Genomic DNA, 15,022 nt, shown 5'->3' on the forward strand with positions numbered 1-15,022 from the left:
CGTCAGGTGCTTTTTTGTTTTATCTTAATTCATCTATGCTGATCTCTAACGCATCAGCAATTTTCTTAACTGTGTCAAAATATAAATCTTTCACTTCTCCATCTCTTAAACGATAGATTCCAGCTGTACCAACACCAGCTTTTAAACAAAGTTTATAAACTGTCCAATTTCTTTCCGAAAGTTTTTCAGATATTTTTTCCCAAAGCATAGCTTTTTTCTCCTTATCTAGCTTTATTTTTTTACTTTTTGTGCTTATATATGCTATTACACTATATATTGTGCTTATTTTAGATTTCCTTCTCTCTTTCACACAATATATTGACAAACATTGCTTTTTAGCATATAATATATCTTGACTAAGACCTCTCACGTTTTAGTCAAAATTCAAACAGAAAGGAGATTTAATCATGGGTAAAAATCAGCATGTTGTCCCTGCCAAAAATGGTGGTTGGAACGTGAAAGGTGCTGGCAATTCAAGAGCAACTGTTCATACTACTACAAAGAGTGAAGCTAAAAATATTGCTAGACAGATTTCACGAAATCAAGGTTCCGAACTAATCATTCATGGCAAAGATGGGAAAATTCAAAGCCGTGACAGCCACGGTAAAGACCCATTCCCTCCTAAAGGCTAGTCATAATTCGGTCTTAGCCTTACAACATACCCTGTAGCAGAAGTTACATCATCTAGTGTGACTTCTGCTATTTTTTTCGCTCCATCCTCTGTTTCAACAATTAGCCGTGTATAGAAGCGACTATCTAAAATGTTCATCAGATTTGGTTTGAAACTATACGGATATTTTCTTGGTCTCATTTCGTTTCTCCTTTGTATTTTTTTTCTACCCTCTCTTTTATTTATTTAGAGAAGTAGTACTTGTTGTTAGTTAGTATTTATTGTTATTTAATACTTGTTGTTATTTAATACTTATTAGTGCCTTATTTTACAACGTTGTAAAATACAATGTTATAAAATACAATGTTGTAAAACGCAACTTTGTATTAATCAATTGTGGATAACTCAGACTTCTTCATAGCTATCGCTTCATCCAGACGTTGCAACATAATTTCAAATTGAAAATCGGTTATTTTTGTATCTGAGAAGAATCTGAAAGTCTGAACTCCTCTCCCTCTGCCGAGGCTTTTTTTGACAGTCCGTAAATATCCAGCTTTTTCAATCTTTTTGAAATGCCTTAAAACCATTTCGCGGCTAATATTCAACCGTTTAGCTATTTCCTCTGGATAGACAAGCCAATTCTCTTTATTGCTAAGAATGACCATCAATATCCCAATTGTTGCTGGCTCAAGTTTTGGATCTCTCAGAAAATCATTTCTGACCGCTGTATAATCCTCAGTCGCGTTTCTGAAAGATTAGCTGAAGATTTAAGTTTTTAAAATCTGTCATAACTCCTCCTTTTAAATTTGCTATAATTGACTTACCCTACATGAAAGGAGAATAAGTCATGATTACTTGTCACATCATGATTAATGGTCGTGTTGAACCTCTACCAATGACGTTGCCCGCTATTCCTACTATCGGCTCTGTTGTCGCTAGGTCAGCAGACCATAAATCTGAGCATTACTTGGTGAAATGTGTTGAGTATGTCAACGGACATGAGAGTGTCAATTTACATGTTCAACCATTTCCTAACCAAATCAGTGCTGTCAACGCTGTTGATGGTTTCAGGAATAGCAGATAACTCTACTATCTTGACCCAATAGCTATCTAGCACTTTCTTATCAACATAGACCGCTTGCTCACATAAGCCGATATGCTCATTAATGACTATCGCCCTACGGACAAGTAGGTCTTTTTCTGTTTCAGCTTCAATGTATCCCGCAAGCTCCCCAGAAATTTCTAGATATTTACCAATTAGGCTATCTTCATCTGCCATATCGCCTCCTTTCTAACCATCACCAAGTAGCTTCTCTGTCGTCACGCCAAGATATTTAGCAACCTTGGCAAGATTAGATGCTGATGGAGTGGATTTGTTCCATTTCGAAATCAAACCATTTGGAAATTCCAGATCTTTCTCAATGCGATAGATCGATATCCCCTGATTTGCAGCAACATCTTTGATAGTGTCGTAAATCATGCTTTCCTCCTTTTTTTAGAAATATTTCTACGTTTTATTTCTGATAACTCTTGACAAATAATAGAACTTATTCTATTATAAGAGTATAAGAAAAGTAGCAAATACAGATTTTATCTGTTTCTGCGTCTGTAGTATTTATTATTTTGTGTACCTCCCAAGTACAATACCATAATACCACAGAACTATTTCTATTGTCAATAGAAATATAGAAATATTTCTATTTTTCTTAGATTTTTTTCTGGAGGGTGTTAGAAATGAATACTTATGAGATAATAAAAGAGCTTGTCAAACAACGTTTTATGACAGTTGCACAACTTGAACGAACTCTTGATTTATCAAATGGCTCTATTTCAAAGTGGGCAAAATCAAAACCTAATTCTGAGCCGTTAGAAAAAGTCGCCGATTACCTAAATGTTAGCACAGATTATCTTCTGGGGCGTACGGAGAACTCTGCAATTGCAAGTGATAAAGAGCAATTCTTTTTTGAGGGCAAAGAGGTTGATGTTGAAGAGTTGGCCTCTACTGCTATGCGTTTCAATGGGAAACCACTAACCGAAGAAGATAAAAAAGCAATTCAAAACATAATAGAGATCTATCTCGGAAAACAATAATAAAGGTCGGATTGTTTATGACTGAAAAAGAATTTTCTCAAAATCTAGGTATAGATATAGAGATTTTTGAAGATGGTCTATTTCCAGATGAAGCCTTTTACATCCCAGCCCTCAAAACTATGTTTTTGAGTGATGCTATATCTGATGAAAAAAGGGTACAAGTCGCTTTACATGAGATAGGCCATAGAAACCACGCGCCAGATACTTATCAGCTTTTTAGGGAAAAGTGTGAGCTTGAGGCTAATAGGAATATGATCCATCACCTTATGAAAGCTGAGTTGGATATAGCAGAAGATACCACTACATTTAATTACCTGGTATTTATGGAAAAGTATAATTTAAAAACCATTGCCGATGAAACAATGGTTAAAGAGGAATATTTGGCTTTGCTGAATTGAAAAGGGAGTAAGATCAAATGAAAAAAATATTTTCTATATCGTCTGTATTGCTTTGTACACTTTTTCTTTCAACCGCTTGTACAAATCAAACGCAAAAGTCATCCAGCGAACCGACTACACAATCGTCAACATCTGATGATATTAGCGTAGAAGAATATTTTGATAAGCTATTGACTAAAGTTGATAAGGTCACAAAAGACAATTACAAGTCAGATGATTATAAAATCTATGATTACAAAACAGTTCTCAGAGAGCCAGAAAAATTCTTCTCTTTAAAAATGAGAATCGACAATCTGGAGATAGTGCAAATTTTTAAAGAAGGCAAGTACACGAAAATACTTGCTACACAACCCAGCGGTGATTTCTATATGCTGTTCATGGAGACTGAACGTATAGAAAAAAGATTTTTAGAAAAAGATCACCTAACTGTAAACGGACGTTACTTACTTTCTTACGAATACACTACAAATAGCAATAAAGAGAAAAGCGTACCTTTAATTTACGTCGATGCGTATTTGATGCTGAAGAATTAAAAAATCCCCACACTCAAATTTTGGTCAAGGAGAGCGTGAGGTGTTCAGTATAGTAAAAGGCATTAAAAAGCCCTCTTTACTATACCCATTTTACCAAAAAGTGAGGTTAAAATCAATGTGGATGGAAGAATTGCCAAACGGCAAATATAAATTTTTTAAGAGATACAAAGATCCATATACCGAGAAATTAAAAAAAGTCTCAGTTACGATGGAGAAGAAAACACCTCAAGCAAGAAATCAGGCTATTTTACTCTTGCAAGAAAAGATAAATAAGAAACTAGAAGATAAAAATAAAAACATATCTGATATAACATTCAAAGAACTTTATGATGAGTTTGAGGATAATTGGAAAAATGGGGTCAGAGAATCAACAATCTATGCAGCAAACCATGTAAAAAATGAAATATTTAATCAGATAGAGGGCGATTATCTAGTTAGAAACATTGATCGTAGATTATTGCAGAAAGTCATAGATCAACTGATTAAAGACGGGCGCTCCAGGAATTATACCTCAAAAATAAAATTTAAACTCAATCAGATTATGAAGTACGCTCTTAGAATGAATTATATCAATAGCAACGAAATGCTTTTTGTCGAGCTACCCCGTAAAATTACAACCTCCGATGACTTGAAAAAGAAAAGAACAAAATATCTGGATCAAAAAGAGTTCAACCTCTTTATTAAAACTTTACAAAAAGAGGCTTTGCGTGATTATCGTTTAAACAAGTATATCCGTATAGCCAAAGTCCTTTTTCTAACTGGTATGAGATATGGAGAGCTTGCTGCCTTGAGTTACAAACACGATATAGACTTTTCGAAAAAGACAATCCACATAAGGCATACATACGATTTTAGACTCAAAAAGAGAACTGCACCAAAGACGGCAAAATCAGATAGAATTATAACTGCTCCTCAAAAAGTGTTAGATATTATCAAAGAGCAAATTCTAGAGAATACAAAAAACGGATTTGATACTGATTCTATTTTTATCAACACTCTAGGAGAGCCAATAACAAGTGCCAGGGTTATTATACCTTTAAAAAATCATGGTAAAAAGCTAGGTATTGACAAAAATATCACTACTCACATGTTCAGACATTCTCATATCTCTTTACTTGCTGAATTAGGAATCCCGTTAACTGCTATCATGGATCGTGTAGGTCATTCTGATTCAAAGACAACACTTGAAATTTATTCACACGTTACCCAAAAAATGGTATCAGATATATCTAGCAAGTTAGAAAAGATAAAACTATAAATTTTGCCCCTTTACTGCCCCTTTTTTCTCGATAAAATAAATAAAAACCCTTTAAACCGTTGATGTTAAAGGGTTTGTTTTATGCACGAAAAAAGAGCACACAATTCACATCGCTTAGGGCTGCTGGATTCCTCCCCTGACCCGCTTCACGCAGAACTGTTGCTCCACTATTTATTATACCACATTCCCCTCTGTTTTTAAAGAGAAATTATTTTTTCCGTCGATTTCGGAAAAAGTCCTGCATAATCGCTGCACACTCACTCTCCAAAATTCCCGTTTCTACCTCTACACGATGATTGAGACGCTCATCTGTCAAAATATCGTACAAACTACCAGCAGCACCAAATTTCTGGTTTTTAGCCCCGTAAACTACATTTGGAATACGGGCAAGTCCAATCGCCCCACTACACATAACACAAGGCTCAATGGTCACAAACAACGTACAGTCAAGCAGACGCCAACTCTCTTCACTTGCATTCGCATTTTCTATGGCCATGATTTCTGCATGCATAACCGCCCGTTGCAACTCCTCGCGCGCATTATGCCCCCGACCAATGATTTCTCCATTCTTGACAATGACACAACCAATTGGAATTTCATCGTGTTCTAGGGCAATCTCAGCCTCTCTCAAAGCCTCTCTCATAAAAACTTCTTTTTCTTCAACTGTATAATCCATAGTTTCTCTCTTTTCCTGCTTGTCGATTTTATTATTATATCATGTTTTCCTAGACAAAAAAAGAGCTCTATAATATTTACACTGACTAACTTTAGATAGTATTAAATCGCTGGATTATAGAAATAATGTTTTAAAAAGAGTATAATATTAGCAAAATTGATAGAAAATCAGAAATCATGAACTTAAAATAATGGAGATAACTGACATAGAAAGTTCAAGAGATGAATATACTGATATTTATACAATAAACAATATGAAAGGGTAAATGATGAAATTAGAGTTATTACTGGATAAACCAAAATTTACCTTAATGTTTCCATATAAAAATCAATTTAATAGAGCAGGGGGGACCGTTCATGATATCTTTATCTGTTATGATTCTCTGGATTCTAAAGCATCTGATAGCTTATAATACCGATTTTACAGACAAGATTATTATAGCAATCGTACTGATTTATGCTCCACTTCTTCTATGGTTTATGGGGTATTATCTCTTCATAAATGGAGTAAAATTAGAAGTTCATAAAAACAATACTGTTCAGTATTATACCTATAGTAGCAGAGGCCTCAGTGTATTACATTATCAATTTAAACTTCAAGACATCGAACAAATAACCATTAAAAAGCGTCCCTTTAATTGTGCAAAGTTAACCATGAAAATTAGAAATCCTATTTTTTTAGAAGGGTATGAGAAAAATCTAAATAAGTTAATAAGTATCAGTATCATCACAGATAAACTGAAAGCAGATGTTTTTATGCACGAAATGAACCAAATTCAAAATGACAAATCAGGAAACCAAGTTATCAAATAAGCTAATTTACAAAAAATTTAATTTTATCTAACTTATAAATTCTAAAGAAAATAGTTCACTGAAGAGGCTGGGATCAAAAATCCCAACCTCATTTTTGCTTGGTTATGAACCTTTGATGTGTTGGCAAATTTAACGATTTGTTGGTATTTTAGAATTCAAAAAGCTACTTTTACCAAAACTTCTTTTCTCCATTCACAACATTAACCAATTTACTCAAATGTTGAAATCTTACAGATATAGGTTTACCAAATCGAAACTTAGTCTAGAGATTTCTATCCCACTGTTTTTTTTTCTTTATCTTAAAAAGTCAAGTAGAAGCCTATATAGGACTTAGGAACTAAAAAAGCCACCGAATGCGGTGACTTAATAGGGAGATTATTATGAAAAAGAAAAGTTTAGGATATTTGTTACAACAAGTTAGGAGGTCTTCTTGTAACTATCTATAGTATACCCGCCCTGTCTTAAACTAATCTTAAAAATCTCCTATGACCAAACACTTTCTAAAATATTAGTTTGTTCACGACCAGGACCTACTGAGAAAGTTGAGATACGAACACCAACTAACTCGCTTACACGACGAACATAGTTACGTGCATTCTCAGGAAGGTCTTCTAAATTACGGACTCCAGTAATGTCTTCTGACCAACCTGGCAATTCCTCGTAGATAGGTTTGCAACGTTTTAATTGCTCAAGACTAGCTGGGTAGTGGTCGATACGTTGACCATCGAGATCATAAGCCACACAAATTTTCACAGTATCCAAACCGCTCAAAACATCAATAGAATTCAATGAAAGATTGGTAATCCCAGATACACGGCGACTATGACGCATCACAACTGAGTCAAACCAACCCACACGACGTGGACGGCCAGTTGTTGTACCATACTCATGACCTACTTCACGAATGCGATCTCCCACTTCATCAAACAACTCAGTTGGGAAAGGTCCATCTCCTACACGACTTGTGTAGGCTTTACATACACCTACAACCTTGTCAATCTTACTTGGACCAACACCAGACCCAATTGTCACACCACCAGCGACAGGGTTTGAAGAAGTAACAAATGGATAAGTACCTTGGTCAATGTCCAACATGACACCTTGTGCACCTTCAAAAAGTACACGTTTACCGTTATCAAGTGCATCATTCAAGATAACAGATGTATCTGTCACATACTGCTTGATTTGTTGGCCATACTCATAGTACTCTTCAAAAATATCATCAATTGAAATAGGGGTACTGTCATACAATTTTTCAAACAAACGATTCTTTTCCGCAAGATTGCGTTCCAAACGCTCACGAAAAATCTCTTTATCCAAAAGATCCGCAATACGAATTCCCACACGAGCAGCCTTATCCATATATGCTGGACCAATTCCTTTAATTGTAGTACCAATCTTATTATCACCCTTAGCTTCTTCTTGCAAACGATCCAACTCGATATGATAAGGCAAAATAACATGCGCACGATCAGAAATACGCAAGTTATCAGTTGTTACACCTTCCTCATGAAGATAGCTCAACTCTTTTACAAGAGATTTAGGATTTACAACCATACCGTTCCCAATAACAGAGATTTTTTCAGGAAAGAAAATCCCAGATGGAATCAAGTGCAACTTAAATTTCTTACCATCAATCACAATCGTGTGACCTGCATTATCACCACCTTGGTAACGTGCAATCACTTCTGCATTCGCTGAAAGGAAGTCTGTAATCTTCCCTTTACCTTCATCACCCCACTGGGTACCTACAACAACAACTGAAGTCATAATCTTGTCTGAGCCCTCAGGCTCTTCCTTTCTCACATACATGGCAGGAATCTCACCTGCAATTATATCTTACAATTTATTATAAGAAAAAAAGACCATTTTATCAAGAAGAAACACTGGAAAAGATTTGGAATTTCTGTAAATAACAAAATTCAAAACCTTAAAAATTAAACAAAATCCTACAAAATATAAAATCAATACAGATTATTGTTCGTGATAAATGATATATGAACGTCACTAGTTTAGAGTAGTACCTTCTAGCAAGAATTTATCTAAATACAAGCGATAGGCCGTCTGAAAATGATATAAACAAAACTCTTTATCACTTTTAATTCTAAATCTTATCAAGTAATAAAGTAAAAAACGAAAATGAAGTGATTCCCACTCAGCAGAACTCTGGCATAAAGAAACATATTCTTGTTCAACTAGTTTCAAAAAGACAAATGCTCGTTCATAAAATTTTTGAAGCATATAAAAAATCCCTTTCTTATTATTAACACTAGTCTAACAGAAAAACGAACTAAAAAAGCTTCAAATCCTATAAAAGAAGAATTTAAAGCTAAACTAACTAAAAATAAAATATAAAGGTAATTATAGATGCCAAAATTAAGTTTTGAATTTTGAGAAGTTTACTTCATTTATAAAATCATGACCACCCGTCAAACGGGTGGTTTGCACCAGGGCTATAAGCCCAAATTACCAGCCAGCGCCTAAAGACGCTGGATAATTTCTTTAATCTTGAATATATTTCTTAATTGTGGCTTCATTAACTCCCACTGTACTCACGTAGTAACCTTCTGCCCAAAAATGCCGGTTGCCAAACTTGTACTTGAGGTTGGCGTGTTTGTCAAACATCATGAGTGCACTTTTGCCTTTTAAATAACCCATGAAACTTGAAACACTTATCCTTGGTGGAATACTGACTAACATATGTACATGATCTGGCATTAAGTGTCCTTCGATAATCTCAACACCTTTATAACTACATAATCGGTGGAATATTTCTCCCAAACTACTTCGATATTGATTATAAATGATTTTTCGTCTATACTTAGGGGTGAATACAATGTGATATTTACACATCCACTTTGTGTGTGATAAACTATGTGCCTTTTGTGCCATATTTTTCTCCTTTCGCTTTACAATTGGCTTGAACACCTTTATTGTATCGCGTTTGGAGTTTTTTTGGTATAACCTTCAACGCGCACCCGCATAGCGGGTGGTTTATTTGTCTCGCACCTGACGGAGCGAGACGGACTAATAGTCACATAATAAAAAAGAACACCAGTGGTGTTCTTTTTTATATGACTCCGCCAGTAGGACTCGAACCTACGACATCATGATTAACAGTCATGCGCTACTACCAACTGAGCTATGGCGGATAAAAGCTAAGCGACTTCCATATCTCACAGGGGGCAACCCCCAACTACTTCCGGCGTTCTAGGGCTTAACTGCTGTGTTCGGCATGGGTACAGGTGTATCTCCTAGGCTATCGTCACTTAACTCTGAGTAATACCTACTCAAAATTGAATATCTATCAAATAATTAGAAAAACCATACGCTAAGTTTTCTCAGTTACTTTGGATAAGTCCTCGAGCTATTAGTATTAGTCCGCTACATGTGTCACCACACTTCCACTTCTAACCTATCTACCTGATCATCTCTCAGGGCTCTTACTGATATATAATCATGGGAAATCTCATCTTGAGGTGGGTTTCACACTTAGATGCTTTCAGCGTTTATCCCTTCCCTACATAGCTACCCAGCGATGCCTTTGGCAAGACAACTGGTACACCAGCGGTAAGTCCACTCTGGTCCTCTCGTACTAGGAGCAGATCCTCTCAAATTTCCTACGCCCGCGACGGATAGGGACCGAACTGTCTCACGACGTTCTGAACCCAGCTCGCGTGCCGCTTTAATGGGCGAACAGCCCAGCGCCTCCGTTACCTTTTAGGAGGCGACCGCCCCAGTCAAACTGCCCGTCAGACACTGTCTCCGATAGGGATAACCTATCCGGGTTAGAGTGGCCATAACACAAGGGTAGTATCCCAACAACGTCTCCTTCGAAACTGGCGTCCCGATCTCATAGACTCCTACCTATCCTGTACATGTGGTACAGACACTCAATATCAAACTGCAGTAAAGCTCCATGGGGTCTTTCCGTCCTGTCGCGGGTAACCTGCATCTTCACAGGTACTAAAATTTCACCGAGTCTCTCGTTGAGACAGTGCCCAAATCATTACGCCTTTCGTGCGGGTCGGAACTTACCCGACAAGGAATTTCGCTACCTTAGGACCGTTATAGTTACGGCCGCCGTTTACTGGGGCTTCAATTCATACCTTCGCGTTACCGCTAAGCACTCCTCTTAACCTTCCAGCACCGGGCAGGCGTCACCCCCTATACATCATCTTACGATTTAGCAGAGAGCTGTGTTTTTGATAAACAGTTGCTTGGGCCTATTCACTGCGGCTGACTTAAAGTCAGCACCCCTTCTCCCGAAGTTACGGGGTCATTTTGCCGAGTTCCTTAACGAGAGTTCTCTCGCTCACCTGAGGCTACTCGCCTCGACTACCTGTGTCGGTTTGCGGTACGGGTAGAGTATGTTTAACGCTAGAAGCTTTTCTTGGCAGTGTGACGTCACTAACTTCGCTACTAAACTTCGCTCCCCATCACAGCTCAATGTTATAGAACTAAGCATTTAACTCAATTCACACCTCACTGCTTAGACAGACACTTCCAATCGTCTGCTTTAGTTAGCCTACTGCGTCCCTCCATCACTACATACTCTAGTACAGGAATATCAACCTGTTGTCCATCGGATACACCTTTCGGTCTCTCCTTAGGTCCCGACTAACCCAGGGCGGACGAGCCTTCCCCTGGAAACCTTAGTCTTACGGTGGACAGGATTCTCACCTGTCTTTCGCTACTCATACCGGCATTCTCACTTCTATGCGTTCCAGCACTCCTCACGGTATACCTTCATCACACATAGAACGCTCTCCTACCATACCTATAAAGGTATCCACAGCTTCGGTAAATTGTTTTAGCCCCGGTACATTTTCGGCGCAGGGTCACTCGACTAGTGAGCTATTACGCACTCTTTGAATGAATAGCTGCTTCTAAGCTAACATCCTAGTTGTCTGTGCAACCCCACATCCTTTTCCACTTAACAATTATTTTGGGACCTTAGCTGGTGGTCTGGGCTGTTTCCCTTTCGACTACGGATCTTAGCACTCGCAGTCTGACTGCCGACCATAATTCTTTGGCATTCGGAGTTTATCTGAGATTGGTAATCCGGGATGGACCCCTCACCCAAACAGTGCTCTACCTCCAAGAATCTCTAATGTCGACGCTAGCCCTAAAGCTATTTCGGAGAGAACCAGCTATCTCCAAGTTCGTTTGGAATTTCTCCGCTACCCACAAGTCATCCAAGCACTTTTCAACGTGCCCTGGTTCGGTCCTCCAGTGCGTCTTACCGCACCTTCAACCTGCTCATGGGTAGGTCACATGGTTTCGGGTCTACGACATGATACTAATGCGCCCTATTCAGACTCGGTTTCCCTGCGGCTCCGTCTCTTCAACTTAACCTCGCATCATATCGTAACTCGCCGGTTCATTCTACAAAAGGCACGCTCTCACCCATTAACGGGCTCGAACTTGTTGTAGGCACACGGTTTCAGGTTCTATTTCACTCCCCTCCCGGGGTGCTTTTCACCTTTCCCTCACGGTACTGGTTCACTATCGGTCACTAGGGAGTATTTAGGGTTGGGAGATGGTCCTCCCAGATTCCGACGGGATTTCTCGTGTCCCGCCGTACTCAGGATACTGCTAGGTACAAAGACTATTTTAAATACGAGGCTGTTACTCTCTTTGGCTGATCTTCCCAAATCATTCTTCTATAATCTTTGAGTCCACATTGCAGTCCTACAACCCCGAAGAGTAAACTCTTCGGTTTGCCCTCCTGCCGTTTCGCTCGCCGCTACTAAGGCAATCGCTTTTGCTTTCTCTTCCTGCAGCTACTTAGATGTTTCAGTTCACTGCGTCTTCCTCCTCATATCCTTAACAGATATGGGTAACAGGTAGTACCTGTTGGGTTCCCCCATTCGGAAATCCCTGGATCATCGCTTACTTACAGCTACCCAAGGCATATCGTCGTTTGTCACGTCCTTCTTCGGCTCCTAGTGCCAAGGCATCCACCGTGCGCCCTTATTAACTTAACCTTATTTTCTGACCTTTCAGTCAGTAACTCTTTTAATACTACAGCGTTTCGGTTTATTTTCTTGTTACTATTTGATATAGATATTCAATTTTCAATGTGCATTACTTGGTGATCTCTCACCAATGGAGCCTAGCGGGATCGAACCGCTGACCTCCTGCGTGCAAAGCAGGCGCTCTCCCAGCTGAGCTAAGGCCCCACAAGACCTCTCAAGACTAAACAAGACCAATGTGCAGTTCCTTATCCTTAGAAAGGAGGTGATCCAGCCGCACCTTCCGATACGGCTACCTTGTTACGACTTCACCCCAATCATCTATCCCACCTTAGGCGGCTGGCTCCTAAAAGGTTACCTCACCGACTTCGGGTGTTACAAACTCTCGTGGTGTGACGGGCGGTGTGTACAAGGCCCGGGAACGTATTCACCGCGGCGTGCTGATCCGCGATTACTAGCGATTCCGACTTCATGTAGGCGAGTTGCAGCCTACAATCCGAACTGAGACTGGCTTTAAGAGATTAGCTTGCCGTCACCGGCTTGCGACTCGTTGTACCAGCCATTGTAGCACGTGTGTAGCCCAGGTCATAAGGGGCATGATGATTTGACGTCATCCCCACCTTCCTCCGGTTTATTACCGGCAGTCTCGCTAGAGTGCCCAACTGAATGATGGCAACTAACAATAGGGGTTGCGCTCGTTGCGGGACTTAACCCAACATCTCACGACACGAGCTGACGACAACCATGCACCACCTGTCACCTCTGTCCCGAAGGAAAACTCTATCTCTAGAGCGGTCAGAGGGATGTCAAGACCTGGTAAGGTTCTTCGCGTTGCTTCGAATTAAACCACATGCTCCACCGCTTGTGCGGGCCCCCGTCAATTCCTTTGAGTTTCAACCTTGCGGTCGTACTCCCCAGGCGGAGTGCTTAATGCGTTAGCTGCGGCACTAAACCCCGGAAAGGGTCTAACACCTAGCACTCATCGTTTACGGCGTGGACTACCAGGGTATCTAATCCTGTTTGCTCCCCACGCTTTCGAGCCTCAGCGTCAGTTACAAGCCAGAGAGCCGCTTTCGCCACCGGTGTTCCTCCATATATCTACGCATTTCACCGCTACACATGGAATTCCACTCTCCCCTCTTGCACTCAAGTTAAACAGTTTCCAAAGCGTACTATGGTTAAGCCACAGCCTTTAACTTCAGACTTATCTAACCGCCTGCGCTCGCTTTACGCCCAATAAATCCGGACAACGCTCGGGACCTACGTATTACCGCGGCTGCTGGCACGTAGTTAGCCGTCCCTTTCTGGTAAGATACCGTCACAGTGTGAACTTTCCACTCTCACACTCGTTCTTCTCTTACAACAGAGCTTTACGATCCGAAAACCTTCTTCACTCACGCGGCGTTGCTCGGTCAGACTTCCGTCCATTGCCGAAGATTCCCTACTGCTGCCTCCCGTAGGAGTCTGGGCCGTGTCTCAGTCCCAGTGTGGCCGATCACCCTCTCAGGTCGGCTATGTATCGTCGCCTTGGTGAGCCGTTACCNCACCAACTAGCTAATACAACGCAGGTCCATCTGGTAGTGATGCANTTGCACCTTTNAANCANNTNTCATGCAANANCTNCTATTATGCGGTATTAGCTATCGTTTCCAATAGTTATCCCCCGCTACCAGGCAGGTTACCTACGCGTTACTCACCCGTTCGCAACTCATCCAGAGAAGCAAGCTCCTCCTTCAGCGTTCTACTTGCATGTATTAGGCACGCCGCCAGCGTTCGTCCTGAGCCAGGATCAAACTCTCATTAAAAGTTTGAGTTCTCACTCATTTCTGTCACTGACAGATTTATTGTTTTTTTCACAGCTACCTGCCTCTGTCAACACTTTTTTGAAACTTTTTTTATTTTTTTCATCCCTGCGATATACCCATAGTCCGTACGGGATTCGAACCCGTGTTACCGCCGTGAAAAGGCGGTGTCTTAACCCCTTGACCAACGGACCTGAGCTTTTCAACTCTTTCTATTATACCTACTTTTTCCTCTTTGTCAAGGGCTTTTTTAATCTCCTTTCATTTTATCTAAAATCACTCAATACCACTCTTAATTCTCCTAGAAGTGCCTTGCGTCCTTTGAAACATTCTCCTCCCATTAGTCGGTCAAGTTGTTCTTGTTTTTCTTTACTCTGACTTGCCTTGTAATTCTTTAGAAGCTCATGAAAGAGATAGTAATCATCCAGTCTCAGTCCTTTTTCTCCTAGGCGATGGCTGATTTCGCTCACCTCCTCATAAGGCTCTTTGTCGAAACGGCGCTTGTGACTTTCCTGTTTGCGGATGTAGTCCAAGATACGATTGCGGAATTTGGTTTTAAAGCAGACATATAGTCGGTGTCGTTCACCAACTAGTAACTCTGGATGGTGACTGACCAGCTCATACAGGCACATCATCCCCTCCTGGTCCCAGTCCTCTTTCTCCCACAGATGTAAATGGTATTCTTTGCGGCACTTGTTTACAATCCCTTTACTTTCTTCATACAACTCTTTTAGATTCATAGACCTCTCCTTTCTGCATTTAGTTTAACAAAATGCGCGAGCCCCTGAGTCTACTTTCTCTATTCTATACTTCTCGCTACCTCAACTGCATACAAAAAGAGAGGCCTGGCCTCTCTGGGGTTAT

General features: G+C 40.0%; 15 protein-coding genes, 3 tRNA genes, 3 rRNA genes, 1 other RNA gene and 1 pseudogene. 6 read left to right on the plus strand and 17 right to left on the minus strand.

The features are described 5' to 3' along the window. Window positions 1–19: 19 nt before the first annotated feature. Window positions 20–208 (minus strand): helix-turn-helix domain-containing protein, encoded by a 189-nt coding sequence (locus D8852_RS07555; protein ID WP_041852836.1) that lies wholly within the window; start codon window positions 206–208, stop codon window positions 20–22. Window positions 209–407: 199 nt separating this feature from the next. On the opposite strand from D8852_RS07555, the gene D8852_RS07560 reads away from it, so the two are divergent. Beyond that, a complete protein-coding gene (locus tag D8852_RS07560) occupies window positions 408–632 on the plus strand; it encodes a DUF2188 domain-containing protein (protein WP_000517705.1) in 225 nt (74 codons plus the stop codon). Here the strand turns inward: D8852_RS07560 and D8852_RS07565 are convergent. From D8852_RS07565 to D8852_RS07585, 4 genes are all read right to left on the minus strand, one after another. Continuing rightward, window positions 629–811, minus strand: a complete 183-nt coding sequence (locus D8852_RS07565; RefSeq protein ID WP_001247797.1) for a hypothetical protein — start codon at window positions 809–811, stop codon at window positions 629–631. The two genes, D8852_RS07560 and D8852_RS07565, sit on opposite strands and share 4 nt — an antisense overlap. A gap of 185 nt (window positions 812–996) precedes the next feature. Beyond that, the gene (locus D8852_RS07570; protein ID WP_125425315.1) at window positions 997–1,275 is read right to left on the minus strand and encodes an HTH domain-containing protein; all 279 of its coding nucleotides are present in this window, start codon (window positions 1,273–1,275) and stop codon (window positions 997–999) included. Between the two features lie 347 nt (window positions 1,276–1,622). Then, window positions 1,623–1,889: a hypothetical protein gene (locus D8852_RS07580; protein ID WP_125425317.1), complete on the minus strand. Its 267-nt coding sequence runs from the start codon at window positions 1,887–1,889 to the stop codon at window positions 1,623–1,625. Between the two features lie 12 nt (window positions 1,890–1,901). Beyond that, the gene (locus D8852_RS07585) at window positions 1,902–2,090 is read right to left on the minus strand and encodes a helix-turn-helix domain-containing protein (protein WP_125425318.1); all 189 of its coding nucleotides are present in this window, start codon (window positions 2,088–2,090) and stop codon (window positions 1,902–1,904) included. Between the two features lie 254 nt (window positions 2,091–2,344). Between D8852_RS07585 and D8852_RS07590 the strand changes: the two genes are divergently transcribed. From D8852_RS07590 to D8852_RS07605, 4 genes are read left to right on the plus strand one after another with little or no spacing between them, the layout of a single operon-like run. Further along, complete coding sequence (locus D8852_RS07590; RefSeq protein WP_125425319.1) at window positions 2,345–2,701, plus strand: helix-turn-helix domain-containing protein; 357 nt, start codon at window positions 2,345–2,347, stop codon at window positions 2,699–2,701. A 17-nt stretch (window positions 2,702–2,718) separates the two neighbouring features. Further along, complete coding sequence (locus D8852_RS07595) at window positions 2,719–3,099, plus strand: ImmA/IrrE family metallo-endopeptidase (protein WP_125425320.1); 381 nt, start codon at window positions 2,719–2,721, stop codon at window positions 3,097–3,099. Window positions 3,100–3,116: 17 nt separating this feature from the next. After that, the gene (locus D8852_RS07600) at window positions 3,117–3,632 is read left to right on the plus strand and encodes a hypothetical protein (protein ID WP_125425321.1); all 516 of its coding nucleotides are present in this window, start codon (window positions 3,117–3,119) and stop codon (window positions 3,630–3,632) included. Between the two features lie 40 nt (window positions 3,633–3,672). Next, complete coding sequence (locus D8852_RS07605; RefSeq protein WP_260467098.1) at window positions 3,673–4,890, plus strand: tyrosine-type recombinase/integrase; 1,218 nt, start codon at window positions 3,673–3,675, stop codon at window positions 4,888–4,890. An 82-nt stretch (window positions 4,891–4,972) separates the two neighbouring features. Here D8852_RS07605 and ffs read toward each other — a convergent pair. Further along, window positions 4,973–5,066: signal recognition particle sRNA small type (gene ffs, locus D8852_RS07610), an RNA gene on the minus strand. Between the two features lie 32 nt (window positions 5,067–5,098). Further along, window positions 5,099–5,566 carry a tRNA adenosine(34) deaminase TadA gene (tadA, locus tag D8852_RS07615; RefSeq protein WP_125425322.1) on the minus strand — a complete coding sequence of 156 codons (468 nt, stop codon included), beginning with the start codon at window positions 5,564–5,566 and terminating at the stop codon, window positions 5,099–5,101. A 356-nt stretch (window positions 5,567–5,922) separates the two neighbouring features. Between tadA and D8852_RS07620 the strand changes: the two genes are divergently transcribed. Beyond that, complete coding sequence (locus D8852_RS07620; RefSeq protein ID WP_125425323.1) at window positions 5,923–6,378, plus strand: hypothetical protein; 456 nt, start codon at window positions 5,923–5,925, stop codon at window positions 6,376–6,378. 483 nt (window positions 6,379–6,861) lie between these two features. On the opposite strand, the gene D8852_RS07625 is transcribed toward D8852_RS07620, so the two are convergent. The 10 genes and pseudogenes from D8852_RS07625 to D8852_RS07670 form a co-directional block, all read right to left on the minus strand. After that, window positions 6,862–8,148, minus strand: coding sequence for an adenylosuccinate synthase (locus tag D8852_RS07625; protein ID WP_125425327.1), 1,287 nt, complete (start codon window positions 8,146–8,148; stop codon window positions 6,862–6,864). A gap of 237 nt (window positions 8,149–8,385) precedes the next feature. Beyond that, the gene (comW, locus tag D8852_RS10090; protein ID WP_125425324.1) at window positions 8,386–8,619 is read right to left on the minus strand and encodes a sigma(X)-activator ComW; all 234 of its coding nucleotides are present in this window, start codon (window positions 8,617–8,619) and stop codon (window positions 8,386–8,388) included. Between the two features lie 264 nt (window positions 8,620–8,883). Beyond that, a pseudogene (tnpA, locus tag D8852_RS07635) lies at window positions 8,884–9,270 on the minus strand (IS200/IS605 family transposase); the annotation flags it as partial. Window positions 9,271–9,456: 186 nt separating this feature from the next. Next, window positions 9,457–9,530 (minus strand) — tRNA-Asn (locus tag D8852_RS07640). Between the two features lie 5 nt (window positions 9,531–9,535). Next, window positions 9,536–9,651, minus strand: a 5S ribosomal RNA gene (gene rrf, locus D8852_RS07645). 77 nt (window positions 9,652–9,728) lie between these two features. After that, window positions 9,729–12,368, minus strand: a 23S ribosomal RNA gene (locus D8852_RS07650). A gap of 122 nt (window positions 12,369–12,490) precedes the next feature. Beyond that, window positions 12,491–12,563: transfer RNA gene (locus D8852_RS07655), tRNA-Ala, on the minus strand. Between the two features lie 51 nt (window positions 12,564–12,614). Further along, window positions 12,615–14,161: ribosomal RNA gene (locus D8852_RS07660) — 16S ribosomal RNA — on the minus strand. The 16S, 23S and 5S rRNA genes sit together here with 3 tRNA genes alongside, the layout of an rRNA operon. Before the next feature lie 119 nt (window positions 14,162–14,280). Then, a tRNA-Glu gene (locus D8852_RS07665) sits at window positions 14,281–14,352 on the minus strand. A gap of 72 nt (window positions 14,353–14,424) precedes the next feature. Next, window positions 14,425–14,898 (minus strand): sigma-70 family RNA polymerase sigma factor, encoded by a 474-nt coding sequence (locus tag D8852_RS07670; protein WP_125426284.1) that lies wholly within the window; start codon window positions 14,896–14,898, stop codon window positions 14,425–14,427. Between the last annotated feature and the right edge of the window lie 124 nt (window positions 14,899–15,022).

It is taken from the genome of Streptococcus mitis (assembly GCF_003942695.1).
Lineage (GTDB): Bacteria > Bacillota > Bacilli > Lactobacillales > Streptococcaceae > Streptococcus > Streptococcus mitis_BD.